Raw genomic sequence first — 15,157 nt, forward strand, 5'->3', positions numbered from 1 at the left:
CGCCGCCACCACGGGGTCACCGCTCCCTTCCGAGCCGCGCGCTCGTGTGCCGGGTCGCCACCGCCGCGGACGGGTCCTCCGGCCACGGGTGCTTCGGGTACCGTCCCCGCAGCTCCGCCCGCACCGCGCGGTAGCCGTCCCGCCAGAACGACGCCAGGTCGGCGGTCACCGCCGCCGGCCGCCCGGCGGGGGAGAGGAGGTGGACGAGCACCGGGACCCCCGCCACCCGGGGCGTCTCGGCCAGACCGAACATCTCCTGGAGCTTCACCGCGAGCACCGGCCGGTCGCCCCCGTACTCCACCCGTATCCGCGAACCGCTCGGCACCTCGATCCGCTCCGGCGCCAGCTCGTCCAGCCGACCCGCCTCGCCCGACGCCCACGGCAGCAGCCGCCGCAGGGCCTCGCCGGCGTCGATCCGCCCCAGGTCGGCGCGGCGCCCGGCCCGGGACAACTCCGGCTCCAGCCACTCCCCGGCCCGGTCGACCAGCGCCTCCTCCGACACGTCCGGCCACGGCCCGCCCACCTCCCGGTGGAGGAACGCCAGCCGCTCGCGCAGCTCCCCGGCCTCCCGGCTCCACCGCAGCAGTCCCGGCCCCTCGCGCCGCAGACCGTCGAGCAGCGCCTCCCGCACCAGGGTGCGATCCGCCCCGGTGCCCAGCGGCCGGACCGTCAGCTCGACCGCGCCCAGCCGGTCCACCGAGCGCGCGACCACGTCCCCGTCCTCCCAGCGGACCTCCTCGCCGGTGGACCGCAGGTGCCCGGCCGCCCGCCGCGCCACGGCCTCGTCCACCACCGCCGCGAGCCGCACCCGGGCCGTGGCGTCCCGCGCCGTGCGGTCCGCCACCGCCACGGCCAGCCACGGCGCGGACCGCAACCCGGATCCCTCGGCGAGCCGCGCCCCGCTCCCCGACACCATCAGGAAGCCGCCCTGCTCCCGGGCCCTGGCCACCCGCTCCGGGAAGGCGAGCGCCGTCACCAGACCGGCCACGGCGTCCTCACCCTCCCCGACCGCCGAGGCACCCCCGCCTCCGCCCTTGCCTCCGGCGCCCCCGCCCCCGGTACCTCCGGCGCCCCCGCCCCCGGTCACCACCTCGCCGGCCGCCCGCTCCAGACGGCGCGCCTCCGCCCTCCACCGCGCGCCGTACCCGTCCGAGCCCCGGCGGGCCGCCCGCCAGGCCGCCACCAGGTCGTCCCCGTAGTCGCGCGGCGGCTCCTCGCTGAGCAGCGCGACCACTTCGGCCGCCCGCCGGACCCCGACCTCCGGCGCCCCGTCCAGCAGGGCACGGCCCAACCGGGGATGGAGCCCGAGCCGGGACATCCGTACCCCGCGCTCCGTGGCCCGGCCCGCCGCGTCCACGGCCCCGATCGACCCGAGGACCGAACGGGCCGCCTCCATCGCCCCGGCCGGCGGCGCGTCGAGCAGCGCGAGGCCCCCGGCCGTCGGGTCGCCCCAACAGGCGGCCCGCAGGGCGAAGTCCGCCAGGTCCGCGATCCTGATCTCGGGCGACGGGAACCGCGCCCGGCCGCCGTCCTCCGCCTCCGCCCAGCAGCGGTAGACCACACCGGGCGCCTCGCGTCCCGAGCGCCCGGCCCGCTGGGTCGCCGCGGCCGCCGACACCGGAACCGTCGCCAGCGACCCGAGCCCCCGGGCGTGGTCCGTCCGCGGCTCCCGCGCGAGCCCCGAGTCGACCACGATCCGCACACCCGGAACCGTCAGGCTCGACTCCGCCACCGCCGTCGCGAGCACCACCCGGCGCCGTCCGCCCGGCTCGGTGCCCCGCAGCACCGCGTCCTGCACCGCCGCCGGAGCCCGCCCGTGCAACTGGAGCACCTCGGCGTCCAGGTCGGACAGCAGTCCCGCCGTCCGCGCGATCTCTCCCGTGCCCGGCAGGAAGCAGAGGACGTCGCCCCCGTGCCGCTCCAGGGCGAGCCGGACCGTCGCCGCCACGTGGCGCAGCAGCGCCGGATCCACCCAGGTGCCGTGCGCGGGCCTGATCCCGGCGGGCGGCGGGGCGAACCGGACCGCGTAACCGTGCCCCCCGCCCACGCTCCGCACGACCGGCGCGGGTCCGCTGCCGTCGAGCACCGTGAGCAACCGGGACCACGCCTCGGCGTCGCTCGTCGCCGAGGCCGCGATCAGCTTCAGGTCCGGCCGCAGGGTCGCCCGTACGTCCACCAGGAAGGCCATGGCCGTGTCGGCGTCCAGGTGCCGCTCGTGGCACTCGTCGAGCAGCACCACGTCGACGCCCGCCAGCTCCGGATCCCGCTGGAGCCGTTGCAGCAGGATGCCCGTGGTCACCACTTCGACCCGGGTCGCGGGACCGGTCCGCCGCTCGCCGCGCACGGAGAAGCCGACCGCACCGCCGACCTCCTCGCCGAGCAGCCACGCCATCCGCCGGGCCGCCGCCCGCACCGCCATCCGGCGCGGCTCGGCCACCAGCACCCGGCGCGCCGGCCCGTCCCCCATGAGACCCGCGAGGGCCAGTGGCACCAGCGTCGTCTTGCCGGTGCCGGGAGGAGCGGACAGCACCGCCGCGCCGCGCTCCGCGAGCGCGGAGAGCAGCTCGGGGACGGCATGGCGGACGGGGAGACGGTCGAGCGCTTCGTTTCGGATCACGCACTCAGTCTCGTACGCGCGAGAAAAAGGCGAGCCCCGTTGTCCACAGGGCCCACCTGTAAGTACGTAAGTAAGACTGGTGGAGCCTGGGTAAGGCTGGCGGAGCCGGCAGGGCCGGCAGGGCCGGCAGGGGCGGCAGGACCGGCAGAGCTGACAAGACCGGCGCCGCCCCTCCCCCCTCTACTCCGCCCGCTCGCACACGAAGATCGCCGTCCCCGGGATCAGGTTCCCCCGCAGCGGCGACCAGCCGCCCCACTCCTGGCCGTTCCAGGCCGGCCACTCCGGCTCGACCAGGTCCACCAGGCGGAACCCGCCGGCCACCACGTCCCGCACCCGGTCCCCGAGCGTCCGGTGGTGCTCCACGTACACCGCCCGCCCCTCCTCGTCCTGCTCGACGTACGGCGTGCGGTCGAAGTAGGAGGCCGCGACCGAGAGCCCCTCGGGCCCCGGCTCGTCGGGGAAGGCCCAGCGGATCGGGTGCGTCACCGAGAACACCCAGCGCCCGCCCGGCCGCAGCACCCGGCGCACCTCCCGGAAGACCCGGACCGGATCGGCGACGAACGGCACCGCCCCGTACGCCGAGCAGGCCAGGTCGAAGGAGCTGTCCCGGAACGGCAGCGCCCCGGCGTCGGCCTCCACCAGCGGCACCCCGTCACCGATCCGCAGCGCGTGCTGGAGCTGCCGGTGCGAGAGGTCGAGCGCCACCGGCCGCGCGCCCTGCGCCGCCAGCCACCGCGAGCACTGCGCCGCGCCCGCGCCGATCTCCAGCACGTCGAGGCCCTTCAGCGAGGCGGCCGGACTGAGGAGCCCCGCCTCGGCCTCGTCGAGCCCCTCGGGCCCCCACACGAACCGGTCGTCGCCCAGGAAGGAGCCGTGCTCGCTCTGGTACTCGTCGGCGTTCCGGTCCCACCATCCGCGGCTCGCCCGGCTGCTCTCCGCGTCCCCCGCGTCACGCCGGGTCGCCTCCGCCCCGTCGGCCTCGCCCTGGACCGCGTCTTCGCGTCCGTACTCTTGGTTCATCTCGCCCGCCGATGTAGTTTGCGCTCAGTACCGCCGTGCGGCGGACCACGCCGAAACGGCGTGGATGGACATGAGTGGCGCCGGAGTTGAGCCGATCTGCCCCGGGTGCGCGCTTCGCGCATTGACCCTGTCCGGCCGCTTCCGTATGCTAAAGGTTGCGCTGCGGGTCTGCGTGCCTCAGACGGAGCAGGCCGCGCTCGTACCTGGTATATGTCCCCTCGGTTTTCGAGGCTCCTCCCGTTCGCGGGCAGGGAGTTTCATTGGCTGTCCGGCTTCTTGGTGCGATACGGGCTCTCGGCGTAGCAGTACCTACGACTTTCTGTCCGTAACCGGAGCCCTTTCCCACATGACGAGCAGCACCGAGACCACCGCCACCACCCCGCAGGTTGCGGTCAACGACATCGGTAACGAGGAAGCCTTCCTCGCCGCGATCGACGAGACGATCAAGTACTTCAACGACGGCGACATCGTCGACGGCGTCATCGTGAAGGTCGACCGGGACGAGGTCCTGCTCGACATCGGTTACAAGACCGAAGGTGTCATCCCGAGCCGCGAGCTCTCGATCAAGCACGACGTCGACCCGAACGAGGTCGTCAAGGTCGGCGACGAGATCGAGGCCCTGGTCCTCCAGAAGGAGGACAAGGAAGGCCGCCTGATCCTCTCGAAGAAGCGCGCCCAGTACGAGCGCGCCTGGGGCACCATCGAGAAGATCAAGGAAGAGGACGGCATCGTCACCGGTACCGTCATCGAGGTCGTCAAGGGTGGTCTCATCCTCGACATCGGCCTCCGCGGCTTCCTCCCGGCCTCCCTGGTCGAGATGCGTCGCGTCCGCGACCTCCAGCCCTACGTGGGCAAGGAGCTCGAGGCGAAGATCATCGAGCTGGACAAGAACCGCAACAACGTGGTCCTGTCCCGCCGTGCCTGGCTGGAGCAGACCCAGTCCGAGGTCCGCCAGACCTTCCTCACGACCCTCCAGAAGGGTCAGGTCCGCTCCGGCGTCGTGTCCTCGATCGTCAACTTCGGTGCCTTCGTGGACCTGGGTGGCGTCGACGGTCTCGTGCACGTCTCCGAGCTGTCCTGGAAGCACATCGACCACCCGTCCGAGGTCGTCGAGGTCGGCCAGGAGGTCACCGTCGAGGTTCTCGACGTGGACATGGACCGCGAGCGCGTCTCCCTGTCGCTGAAGGCGACCCAGGAGGACCCGTGGCAGCAGTTCGCCCGGACCCACCAGATCGGTCAGGTCGTCCCGGGTAAGGTCACCAAGCTGGTTCCGTTCGGTGCGTTCGTCCGCGTGGACGAGGGCATCGAGGGTCTGGTCCACATCTCCGAGCTGGCCGAGCGTCACGTGGAGATCCCGGAGCAGGTCGTCCAGGTCAACGACGAGATCTTCGTCAAGGTCATCGACATCGACCTCGAGCGCCGCCGCATCAGCCTCTCGCTGAAGCAGGCCAACGAGTCCTTCGGTGCCGACCCGGCCTCGGTCGAGTTCGACCCGACCCTGTACGGCATGGCCGCGTCCTACGACGACCAGGGCAACTACATTTACCCCGAGGGCTTCGACCCCGAGACCAACGACTGGCTCGAGGGCTTCGAGACCCAGCGCGAGGCCTGGGAGACCCAGTACGCCGAGGCGCAGTCCCGCTTCGAGCAGCACCAGGCCCAGGTCATCAAGTCCCGCGAGGCCGACGAGGCCGCCGCTGCCGAGGGTGGCACCGCCGCTCCGGCCGGTGCCCCGGCGGGCGTGTCGGGTGGCTCCTACTCCTCGGAGTCGGACGACAACTCCGGCGCCCTGGCGTCGGACGAGGCGCTTGCCGCCCTGCGCGAGAAGCTGGCCGGCGGCCAGAGCTGAACAGGCTCTCCGCTGAGCGCTAGCCGCTAGCGAGACCGAGGCCCGTTCCCCTCCGGGGGAGCGGGCCTCGGACGTTTTCCCGGCCCCCGCGTACGGCCCTCCTGCACGGCCCCCTGTGTAGGGCCCCGTCGCGTATGGCCCCGCACACGGCTCCGTGTCGCGTACGGGGCTCATGCGCGGCCCGCACACCGCTCAGGGCGTGACGGCGATGTTCGTCAGGCCGTTCCCGCCGGTCACCGTGTTCGAGGCGTACACCGTGGTCCGGCACGAGGCGCTCTGGTTGGTGACGTGGATCGCGAGCCGCTGCGGCCCGGCCGCGCCCGTCAGGTTCGCGCGGTTGCCGCGGAAGACCGTCCCGCAGCCCCAGCCGGCCTGCTGGCTGTGGGTCTCGAAGCCGTTGTTCGTCGTGTTCACCCCGGTGTTGTCCTCCACGAGGACGTCGTTGCCCTTCACGTCGACCCAGGAGTCGTCGTAGTTGGCGCCGGTCAGCCCGCGCCCGTCGAAGGTGTTGCCGACGATCCTCGCCCCGGTCGTGCCCTCCTTGACGTCGACGCTCTCGCCGCCGACGTCCGGCCCGATCACGTTGTCCAGGATCTGCGCGCCGTCGCTCTTGTCGCTCAGGCTGTTGGCGGTGCCGACGTACACCCCCTCGCCCATGCCCCGGCCGTCGTTCCCGGTGTCGTAGATCCGGGAGTTCTTGAGGACCCCGTTCTTGCTGGAGTTGCGGAAGTGCACGCCCTCCATGTCCAGGTCGTGCACGGTCACCCCGTCGATCACCACGCCGTTCGCGGAGTCGGCCATGATCCCCTTCTGGCCGCCGGTCACCGTCACCCCCTTCACCGTCCAGTACGAAGCGCCGTTGAGGTGCAGCCCGTAGCCTCCGCCGGCGGTCAGCACCGCGCGCGAGGAGCCGGTCAGGGTGATCCGGGCGGACGAGGTGCCCGGCGTGGTGGCCTTGAAGTTCCCGGTGTACGTGCCGTCCGCGAGGTGGATCGTGTCGCCGGGGCGCGCGGCGGTGAGCGCCGACTTGAGCTGGGCCGCGGTCGTGACCTCGATGGTTGCCGCGGCGGCCGGGGAGGTCACGAGGGGGACGGCGAGGAGCGCCGGGAGGAGGGGGAGGAGCAGCGTTCGAGGGCGCATGGGGGTGCCTTCCGGGGCAGGAATGGGGGTGTTCCTGTATGTGCACGGGGATCGAGAGGCTGAACGCGACGCTGTCGGGAGACGGTAGGGAGCAGCCCCGACCGTGTCAAGGTCTGGACTAGTGGCCCGAGTTCGGGCCGTTCCGTCGAAAGATCACGGGCTCCGGGAATGGCGGCGCGGCCCGGCGCGTTCCCAGAGGGAACACGAGGAGGAGCGGTAATCGTGCTTGATCCGCAGGATTTGTACGAATGGGACCCGAAGGGCGTGGCCGTCGTCGACATGGCTCTGGCGCAGGAGTCGGCCGGCCTGGTCATGCTGTACCACTTCGACGGCTACATCGACGCGGGTGAGACCGGTGAGCAGATCGTCGAAGGCCTGCTCGACACCCTTCCGCACCAGTTGGTGGCCCGCTTCGACCACGACCGGCTCGTGGACTACCGCGCCCGCCGCCCGCTCCTGACCTTCCGGCGCGACCGCTGGACCGCGTACGAGACGCCGTCCATCGAGGTGCGCCTCGTGCAGGACGCCACCGGCGCCCCCTTCCTCGTCCTCTCCGGTCCGGAGCCGGACGTGGAGTGGGAGCGGTTCGCCGCCGCCGTCCGGCAGATCGTCGAGCGCCTCGGCGTGCGCCTCTCCGTCAACTTCCACGGCATCCCCATGGGCGTGCCGCACACCCGCCCGGTCGGGCTCACCCCGCACGGCAGCCGCACCGACCTCATGCCCGGCCACCGCAGCCCCTTCGACGAGGCCCAGGTCCCCGGCAGCGCCGAGTCCCTCGTCGAGTACCGGCTCACCGAGGCCGGCCACGACACCCTCGGCGTCGCCGCCCACGTCCCGCACTACGTGGCCCGCTCGGCCTACCCGGACGCGGCCCTGACCGCCCTGGAGGCCGTCACGGCCGCCACGGGGCTCGTCCTCCCCGGTGTCGCCCACTCCCTGCGGACGGAGGCCCGCCGCACCCAGACCGAGATCGACCGCCAGATCGGCGAGGGCGACGAGGAGCTGGTGGCGCTCGTGCAGGGTCTCGAGCACCAGTACGACGCGGTGGCCGGGGCCGAGACCCGCGGCAACCTCGTCGCCGAGCCCGCCGACCTGCCGTCGGCGGACGAGCTGGGCCGCGAGTTCGAGCGCTTCCTCGCGGAGCGGGAGGGCGACGCGTAGCCCCGCCGGGGCAGGCCCTAAGCTGCCGCTCATGCTGAAGGTGGGCCTGACCGGCGGGATCGGCGCCGGCAAGAGCGAAGTGTCACGACTGCTCGTCTCGTACGGGGCCGTCCTCGTCGACGCGGACCGGATCGCCCGCGAGGTCGTGGAGCCCGGCACCCCGGGGCTCGCGGCCGTCGTGGAGGCCTTCGGCGACGGCGTCCTCACCGCGGAGGGAACGCTCGACCGGCCGAAGCTCGGCTCCATCGTGTTCGCCGACGCCGACCGCCTGGCCACCCTCAACGCCATCGTCCACCCCTTGGTCGGAGCCCGGTCGGCGGAGCTGGAGAGCCGGGCGGAGGCCGGGGACGTCGTCGTCCACGACGTCCCCCTGCTCACCGAGAACGGGCTCGCGCCGCTCTACGACCTGGTCGTGGTCGTGGACGCGTCCCCGGAGACCCAGCTCGACCGGCTCGTACGGCTGCGGGGCATGGACGAGTCCGAGGCCCGGGCCCGGATGGCGGCCCAGGCCACGCGCGCGCAGCGGCTGGCCGTCGCGGACCTCGTGATCGACAACGACGGACCGCTCGACGCCCTCGAACCGCAGGTGCGGAAGGTCTGGGACGAGCTGGCCCGGCGGGCCGCGTCCTCCGTTTAGGATCCGTCCGGCGGGCCGCGTCTTCCGTTCGGGGCCTGTCCGGCGGGCCGCGTCCTCCGCGTGGGGCCCGTCCGGCGGGTCCGGACGGAATGCGGCCGCCGGGTCCGGTGTTCAACCACCGAACGAGGGGAAGGATGCCATCGTGGCCGACAGCAACCCGGAAACGCACGTCATCGACTTCCGCGCCGCGGAGCAACTGCTGGCCGCGCGGGACCCCCGGGGCGCCGTGAAGCTGCTGGACTCGGTGATCGCCGCCCACCCCGAGAACACGGCCGCGCGCCTGCTGCGCGCGCGGGCCTTCTTCGCCGCCGCCCAGTTGCGCCCCGCGCAGCTCGAGTTCGAGCTGGTCCTGGAGCGCGAGCCGGACAACGCCTTCGCCCACTTCGCCCTGGCCCGCACCTTCGAGCGCTCCGGACAGACCGACCGGGCCACCCGGCACTTCCGCCTGGCCGCCGCGCTCGACCCCAAGCCGGAGTACCTGCAGGCGGCGGGCTTCGACTCGCGGAACTGAGGACGTACCGGAGATCCGGAAGGGTGCTCAGCGCTTCCCGCCGCCGCGGCCGGGGTCGTACGGAGGGACGTCCCGGCCCGGCTGCCAGTGCGGTCCCTGCCGCATGCGGCGCACCACGAGGGCCAGGTCGACCAGGACCACCAGGAACAGCACCCCGCAGGCCGCGGCCCAGCCGGGCCGGCCCACCAGGGCGAACGCGACCGTGCCGAAGGCCGCCCACAGCAGTCCCCACACGCTCAGCCAGAACCGCATCCGCAAGGGGCTGCGCGCGGTCACCGGCTCGCTCCCGGTCCGCATGGCGCTCATGCCTCCCGTCCACGTCTCCCGCGGGGTTCTCCGGACACCTCCAGCATGGACCCGCCCCGGACGGAAAGCGAAGGAGAGCCGGACGGGACCTAGTGGATGACGCTGTAGCTGCGCCAGGGGAGGGTTTCCGGGACGATCTCGTCCGTGGTGTCGGACGGCAGGTAGGTGGAATCCTTGCCCCGGCAGTCGAGGGTCGGGTACAGCACGATGTCCACCAGGGTGTTGTTCTCGACCCTGGTCGCGCCGGACGGCGCCAGGCGGTGGCAGCCCTTCACCGAGGGGCTCGTCACCGTCACGCCCACCTCGCGCTCCGTCTCGTACGAGATCGTGCCCACGGCGGTGCGGCCGAGGCCCGAGCAGCCGGCGACGGCGAGGGTGAGCAGCACGGCCCCGGTGGCGGTCGTGAGACGCCGGCGAACGGACATGGCGGTTCCTCTTCTGTCGAGTGGGTGTCGGACGGATGCGGGCGGATGTCGGGCGACCGCCGGGCCGAGGCGACGGCGACGGACGGCGACGGATGGTGACGGACGGCGGCGAGCGGCGGCGGACGGTGCCCCTCGGGCCCGTCCCCGGTCCAGGCCCACCCTCCCGCCGGGCGGGCCCCGTGTCATCCGCTGCTGGGCCGCCCGGGGGAACCGCCCGGCGACCGCACACGGACCGGCGGTCGGACTCGCGCCCGGACCGGTGGTCGGATCGGCGCCCGGACCGGTGGTCGGACCGGTGGCCGGGCCCGTTGTCAGTCCCCACCCGTAAGGTCGGAGGTCCACGTCGGAGCTCGTCGGAGTTCCGGCACGCGGCGGAGGGCCGGGGGAGGGGAGCGGAGCCGTGACACACACCTGGAGCACCGGCGCCGCCGTCTTCCTGCCCGCCGCCCTTCCCCGCGAGGGCCGGATCGCCTTCTGGGCCCCCGACGGCGGCGCGCTGCCGGACCCCGGGACGGTGGCCGGCGCGGAGCGCGTCGCGCTGACCGTGGCCCGGCGGCACGGCAACGGCGCCCGGAGCCGCGAGGTCCCCGCCGTCACCCTCCCCGTCGAGGCCGCCCTGCCCCACCTCGTCGCGGCCCGCCACCACCCGGTCGCCCACCCCGCCACCGCCGGCTGGGGCGCCGCCGCCCTGCACGCCCTGCACCTGACCGCCCGGGGACGGCTCCTGCCGGGACTCACCGCCGACGACCTCGACGCCTGGCGGGCCGGGCCCCTGCACGCGGACGACATCGCCCATCTGCGGGCCGTCGCCGCCGCCCTGCCGGCCGAGGCGTACGCCGTGCCCGTCCCCGGCCGCGGACCGTTGCGGCTGCCCGACCCCGAGGCCCTCGTCCGCGCCTTCCTCGACGCCGTCGCCGACGCCCTGCCCCGCACCCCGGCCGCCGCCCACGCGGTCGGGGCGCCGTTCGCGGCCCGCGCCCCGCAGCACCTGCCCCGCGCGCGTGCCTGGGCCGCCGAGGCGGCGGCCGGAATGGACGCCGGGGTCCGCGTCTCGCTCCGCCTCGACCTGTCGCCGTACGAACTCTTCGACATCGGCGCCCCCGGCGAAGGGAGCGCGGAGAAGAGCGGCGGCGAGCGGCACGCGGCCGCCGCGCTCCTCCAGGTCCACAGTCTCGCCGACCCCACCCTCGTCATCGACGCCACGGACCTGTGGGCGGGGGAGGGCGAGCACTTCGGCCCCCGCGCGCGGATCGACGCCGTCCTGGCCCTGCGCCGCGCCGCCCGGGTCTGGGCCCCACTGGCCCGGCTCCTGGAGCGGGACGTGCCCGACGTCCTCGCCGTCACCGAGGACGAGCTGTACGAGCTGCTCGGCCCCGCCGCCGCCCGGCTCGCCGACGCCGGGGTCGCCGTCCACTGGCCGCGCGAGCTGGCCCGTTCGCTCAGCGCCTCCGCCGTCGTCCGCCCGGCGCTCGCCGCCCCCGGCTCCGCGACCGACGGCACCTCCTTCTTCGACAGCGAGGAGCTGCTGCGCTTCGACTGGCAGGTGGCCCTCGACGGAGATCCGCTCACCGAGCGCGAGATGGACCTCCTGGCCGAGGCCCACCGGCCCGTCGTGCGCCTCCGCGACCAGTGGGTCGTCGTCGACCCCGACCTGGTCCGCAAGGCCCGCAAGCGGGAACTCGGCCTGCTCGAACCGGTCGACGCACTCGGCGTCGCCCTCACCGGCACCGCGGAGGTGGACGGCGAGACCGTCCCCGCCGTCCCCGTCGGAGCGCTCGCCGCCCTCCGCGACCGGCTCCTGGCCGGACCCGAGGACGTGCAGGCCCCGCCCGGCCTCACCGCCACCCTGCGCGACTACCAGCTCCGGGGCCTCGCCTGGCTCGACCTGATGACCTCGCTCGGCCTCGGCGGCTGCCTCGCCGACGACATGGGCCTCGGCAAGACCGTCACCCTCATCGCCCTCCACCTGCGCCGCGCCCGCCGCGCCCCCACCCTCGTCGTCTGCCCGGCGTCCCTGCTCGGCAACTGGCAGCGGGAGGTGCGGAAGTTCGCCCCCGACGTGCCCGTGCGGCGCTTCCACGGCGCCGACCGGGACCTGGACGGCACCGGGGGCGGCTTCGTCCTCACCACCTACGGGACCCTGCGCACCAGCGCCGCCCGACTGGCCGCGCACGAGTGGGGGATGGTCGTCGCCGACGAGGCGCAGCACGTCAAGAACCCGTTCTCCGCGACCGCCAGGGCGCTGCGCGAGATCCCCGCGCCCGCCAGGGTCGCCCTGACCGGCACACCCGTGGAGAACAACCTCTCCGAGCTGTGGGCCCTCCTCGACTGGACCACCCCCGGCCTCCTCGGACCGCTCAAGGCCTTCCGCTCCCGGCACGCCAGGGCCGTGGAGAACCACGAGGAGATCGAGCACGACGAGGCCGTCGAGCGGCTCGCCCGGCTCGTGCGCCCCTTCCTGCTGCGCCGCCGCAAGTCCGACCCCGGCATCGTCCCCGAGCTGCCGCCCAAGACGGAGTCCGACCACCCCGTCCCCCTCACCCGGGAGCAGGCCTCCCTCTACGAGGCGACCGTCCGCGAGACCATGGCGCGGATCGAGGAGTCCGAGGGCATGACACGCCGCGGCCTGGTCATGAAGCTGCTGACCTCCCTCAAGCAGATCTGCAACCACCCCGCCCAGTTCCTCAGGGAGGAGGCTCCGCGCGGCCCCGGCACCGCCCGTCTCGCCGGCCGCTCGGGGAAGCTCGCCCTCCTCGACGAGCTGCTCGACACGATCCTCGCCGAGGACGGGTCCGTGCTCGTCTTCACCCAGTACGTGGCGATGGCCCGGCTCCTCGCCGACCACCTGGCCACGCGCGGCGTCCCCGCCCAACTCCTGCACGGCGGCACCCCGGTGGCCGAGCGGGAGCGGATGGTCGACCGCTTCCAGGACGGCGAGGTCCCCGTCTTCCTGCTCTCCCTGAAGGCCGCGGGCACCGGCCTCAACCTCACCCGGGCCGGCCACGTGATCCACTACGACCGCTGGTGGAACCCGGCCGTCGAGGAGCAGGCCACCGACCGCGCCTACCGCATCGGACAGACCCAGCCGGTGCAGGTCCACCGGCTGATCGCCGAGGGCACGGTCGAGGACCGGATCGCCGAGATGCTCCGCGCCAAGCGGGCCCTGGCCGACGCCGTCCTCGGCTCCGGCGAGGCCGCCCTCACCGAACTCACCGACCGGGAGCTCGCCGACCTGGTGTCCCTGAGGAGGCCCTCGTGAACCGCGCCCGGGCCGCGCGCGGGACCGCCCCCCGCCACGACGACCGCCGCCGCTCCTTCCCGCAGGTCGCGCCCCGCGAGGCCCCCGACGGGCGGTTCGCCGCCACCTGGTGGGGAAACGCCTGGGTCGAGGCCCTGGAGGACGCCGCCCTCGACCCGGCCCGCCTCGCCCGCGGCAAGGCCTACGCGGGACGCGGCCACGTCGACGCGATCACGGTCACCCCCGGCCGGGTCGTCGCCTACGTCCACGGCAGCCGGCCCCGCCCGTACCGCACCGAGATCAGGATGCGGATCCTCGGCGACGACGGCTGGGAGGAGTTCCTCGACGGGGCCACCGCGCGCCCCGACCACATCGCCGCCCTCCTCGACAAGGACGTGCCGCACGCCCTTGAGGCGGTCGCCGGGCTGCTGCCCGCGCCGGGCGACCTCGTCCCCGACTGCTCCTGCCCGGACGACGGCTACCCCTGCAAGCACGCCGCCGCCCTCTGCTACCAGGCCGCACGGCTCCTCGACCAGGACCCGTTCGTCCTCTTCCTGATGCGCGGCCGCGGTGAGCAGGAGCTCCTCGCCGAGCTGACCCGGCGCAACGCGGCCCGGTCCGCCGCCGAGACCGCCGCCGCCCCGCCCCCGATGTCCACCGTCCCGGCCCGCACCGCCCTCGACGCCGCCACCGGCACCGGACTCCCGCCGCTGCCCGCCCCGCTGCCGCTCCCCGACCGGCCCGGACGCCCGGCCGTCTTCCCGCCCGACCCCGCCGCCCCCGACCCGCTCGCGCTCGACCTCCTCGCCACCGAGGCCGCCGCCCGCGCCCACGCCCTCCTCGCCACCGGCCTCGACCCGGTCGCCGCCCTCACCCCCTGGCAGGACGCGGTCCGGCTCGCCGCCGCGCACCCCGGCTCCGGGCTCACCGCCTCCACCCGCGCCCTCTACCGCGACCTGGCCCACGCCCTCGACCGCACCCCCACCGACCTGGCCCGTGCCGTCGCCGCCTGGCGGCAGGGCGGCGCCGAGGGCCTCGCCGTCCTGGAAGAGGCCTGGGACCCGCCGGCCGGCCCGTTCGACCGGGCCAGACCCGCGCTGCTCGCCGCCGGCCTCCCCGCCCGCCCCTGGCGCAACCGCCTCTCGGGCCGGTCCCTCCAGCTCCGCCTCGGCCGGGACGGCCTCTGGTACGGCTACGAGTCGGACGCCGACCGCGAGGACTGGTGGCCGCGCGGCGACCCCGGTTCCGACCCGGTCGACACCCTCGACGGTCTCCTGGGACGGTGAGTCCACACTCGAACAGGCCCCACTCGTTGGGGTGAAACCCTCCGGTGGCCGGATCCGGCGCACACGTCCGCCGCGTTGATTCGGGTACGGGCGACTGCCCGTGCACACCTCCGGAAGGCAGGAAGCCATGAGGCAGATTCGCCGAAGTGGTCTGGCCACACTGTTGGTCACGGGCGGGGCGCTCGCCCTCTCGGTGGGCGCCGCGCACGCCGACGCCGGCGCCCAGGGCGCCGCGGTCGGTTCGCCGGGAGTCGGTTCCGGCAACACGGTTCAACTGCCGGTGCACGTCCCGGTCAACGTCTGCGGCAACACGGTCAACGTCGTCGGGCTGCTCAACCCGGCCTTCGGCAACAACTGCGCCAACGTCTCCGACGAGCCCGCGGGTTACGGGTCGGACGAGGACGGCGGCGGCCGCTCCCACTCCCACAAGGACGAGCCCGGCACCCCGCGCGGCGGGGAGCAGGCCGGCGGCTCCCACGGAGGCGGCGCCCAGAGCGGCGGCTCCTCCAACGGCGGCGGCTCCACCGCCGAGGGCCAGACCCAGGGCTCGCCCGGCGTCCTCTCCGGGAACGGCCTCCAGCTCCCCGTCGACCTCCCCGTGAACGTCAGCGGGAACTCGGTCAACGTGGTCGGCATCGGCAACCCGTCCTTCGGCAACACCGCGGTCAACGGCCCCGCGAAGCCGGCCCAGCCGATCGAGACGCCGACGCCGCGCCCGCAGACCCCCGTGCGGAACATCCCGGTCCCGCAGGCGCAGACCGAGTCGCCCGCGCCCGCCCCCGTCCCCGCCCCCGTCCCGGCCCCCGCGCCGCAGGGCGAGAAGAGCGAGGCCGCGCTGGCCCACACCGGTTCGTCGGACGTCATCGGCTACGCCGCCTCGGGCAGTGCCGCGCTGCTCCTCGGCGGCGCCCTGCTGTACCGCCGCGCGCGCCGCGCCGGAGACCGGGCCTGAGGGGACGCTCCGCGC

12 protein-coding genes are annotated in these 15,157 nt (G+C 74.5%); 7 read left to right on the plus strand and 5 right to left on the minus strand.

Features of this window, described 5'->3' with window-relative positions; all coding sequences use genetic code 11:
- Positions 1-16: 16 nt before the first annotated feature.
- Together hrpB and ACFYNX_RS09700 are read right to left on the minus strand one after the other, a co-directional pair.
- Positions 17-2,617, minus strand: a complete 2,601-nt coding sequence (gene hrpB / locus ACFYNX_RS09695) for an ATP-dependent helicase HrpB (RefSeq protein WP_388659428.1) — start codon at positions 2,615-2,617, stop codon at positions 17-19.
- 180 nt (positions 2,618-2,797) lie between these two features.
- Positions 2,798-3,637 (minus strand): class I SAM-dependent methyltransferase, encoded by an 840-nt coding sequence (locus ACFYNX_RS09700; protein WP_388659430.1) that lies wholly within the window; start codon positions 3,635-3,637, stop codon positions 2,798-2,800.
- A 346-nt stretch (positions 3,638-3,983) separates the two neighbouring features.
- Between ACFYNX_RS09700 and rpsA the strand changes: the two genes are divergently transcribed.
- Entirely contained in the window at positions 3,984-5,486 is a 1,503-nt protein-coding gene (rpsA, locus tag ACFYNX_RS09705; RefSeq protein WP_365540881.1) for a 30S ribosomal protein S1, read from the plus strand.
- Positions 5,487-5,678: 192 nt separating this feature from the next.
- Here the strand turns inward: rpsA and ACFYNX_RS09710 are convergent, their stop codons facing one another.
- Positions 5,679-6,626 (minus strand): right-handed parallel beta-helix repeat-containing protein, encoded by a 948-nt coding sequence (locus tag ACFYNX_RS09710; protein ID WP_388659433.1) that lies wholly within the window; start codon positions 6,624-6,626, stop codon positions 5,679-5,681.
- A gap of 222 nt (positions 6,627-6,848) precedes the next feature.
- Between ACFYNX_RS09710 and ACFYNX_RS09715 the strand changes: the two genes are divergently transcribed.
- The 3 genes from ACFYNX_RS09715 to ACFYNX_RS09725 all read left to right on the plus strand — a co-directional run bounded on the left by ACFYNX_RS09715 (position 6,849) and on the right by ACFYNX_RS09725 (position 8,935).
- Positions 6,849-7,787, plus strand: a complete 939-nt coding sequence (locus tag ACFYNX_RS09715; protein WP_365540877.1) for a PAC2 family protein — start codon at positions 6,849-6,851, stop codon at positions 7,785-7,787.
- 31 nt (positions 7,788-7,818) lie between these two features.
- Positions 7,819-8,424 carry a dephospho-CoA kinase gene (gene coaE / locus ACFYNX_RS09720; RefSeq protein ID WP_365540875.1) on the plus strand — a complete coding sequence of 202 codons (606 nt, stop codon included), beginning with the start codon at positions 7,819-7,821 and terminating at the stop codon, positions 8,422-8,424.
- Between the two features lie 142 nt (positions 8,425-8,566).
- Complete coding sequence (locus ACFYNX_RS09725; RefSeq protein ID WP_125668397.1) at positions 8,567-8,935, plus strand: tetratricopeptide repeat protein; 369 nt, start codon at positions 8,567-8,569, stop codon at positions 8,933-8,935.
- A gap of 27 nt (positions 8,936-8,962) precedes the next feature.
- Here the strand turns inward: ACFYNX_RS09725 and ACFYNX_RS09730 are convergent, their stop codons facing one another.
- Together ACFYNX_RS09730 and ACFYNX_RS09735 are read right to left on the minus strand one after the other, a co-directional pair.
- Positions 8,963-9,241: a DUF6343 family protein gene (locus tag ACFYNX_RS09730; protein ID WP_388659438.1), complete on the minus strand. Its 279-nt coding sequence runs from the start codon at positions 9,239-9,241 to the stop codon at positions 8,963-8,965.
- A gap of 89 nt (positions 9,242-9,330) precedes the next feature.
- On the minus strand, positions 9,331-9,666 hold the full coding sequence (locus ACFYNX_RS09735; RefSeq protein ID WP_365540874.1) for a hypothetical protein: 336 nt from the start codon (positions 9,664-9,666) through the stop codon (positions 9,331-9,333).
- Positions 9,667-10,066: 400 nt separating this feature from the next.
- On the opposite strand from ACFYNX_RS09735, the gene ACFYNX_RS09740 reads away from it, so the two are divergent.
- The 3 genes from ACFYNX_RS09740 to ACFYNX_RS09750 all read left to right on the plus strand — a co-directional run bounded on the left by ACFYNX_RS09740 (position 10,067) and on the right by ACFYNX_RS09750 (position 15,142).
- Positions 10,067-12,925 carry a DEAD/DEAH box helicase gene (locus tag ACFYNX_RS09740; RefSeq protein WP_388659441.1) on the plus strand — a complete coding sequence of 953 codons (2,859 nt, stop codon included), beginning with the start codon at positions 10,067-10,069 and terminating at the stop codon, positions 12,923-12,925.
- Positions 12,922-14,190, plus strand: a complete 1,269-nt coding sequence (locus ACFYNX_RS09745) for an SWIM zinc finger family protein (RefSeq protein WP_388659444.1) — start codon at positions 12,922-12,924, stop codon at positions 14,188-14,190. Before ACFYNX_RS09740 ends, ACFYNX_RS09745 begins: the two co-directional genes overlap by 4 nt.
- Before the next feature lie 127 nt (positions 14,191-14,317).
- The gene (locus ACFYNX_RS09750; RefSeq protein WP_388659447.1) at positions 14,318-15,142 is read left to right on the plus strand and encodes a chaplin; all 825 of its coding nucleotides are present in this window, start codon (positions 14,318-14,320) and stop codon (positions 15,140-15,142) included.
- Positions 15,143-15,157 lie beyond the last annotated feature (15 nt).

The organism is Streptomyces sp. NPDC007872, assembly GCF_042868165.1.
Lineage (GTDB): Bacteria > Actinomycetota > Actinomycetes > Streptomycetales > Streptomycetaceae > Streptomyces.

Excerpts from the sequence above, each read along its gene's own strand:
- ACFYNX_RS09700 (WP_388659430.1), bottom strand. The coding sequence starts at position 3,637 with ATGAACCAAGAGTACGGACGCGAAGACGCGGTCCAGGGCGAGGCCGAC.
- rpsA (WP_365540881.1), top strand. The coding sequence starts at position 3,984 with ATGACGAGCAGCACCGAGACCACCGCCACCACCCCGCAGGTTGCGGTC.
- ACFYNX_RS09710 (WP_388659433.1), bottom strand. The coding sequence starts at position 6,626 with ATGCGCCCTCGAACGCTGCTCCTCCCCCTCCTCCCGGCGCTCCTCGCC.
- coaE (WP_365540875.1), top strand. The coding sequence starts at position 7,819 with ATGCTGAAGGTGGGCCTGACCGGCGGGATCGGCGCCGGCAAGAGCGAA.
- ACFYNX_RS09730 (WP_388659438.1), bottom strand. The coding sequence starts at position 9,241 with ATGAGCGCCATGCGGACCGGGAGCGAGCCGGTGACCGCGCGCAGCCCC.
- ACFYNX_RS09735 (WP_365540874.1), bottom strand. The coding sequence starts at position 9,666 with ATGTCCGTTCGCCGGCGTCTCACGACCGCCACCGGGGCCGTGCTGCTC.
- ACFYNX_RS09750 (WP_388659447.1), top strand. The coding sequence starts at position 14,318 with ATGAGGCAGATTCGCCGAAGTGGTCTGGCCACACTGTTGGTCACGGGC.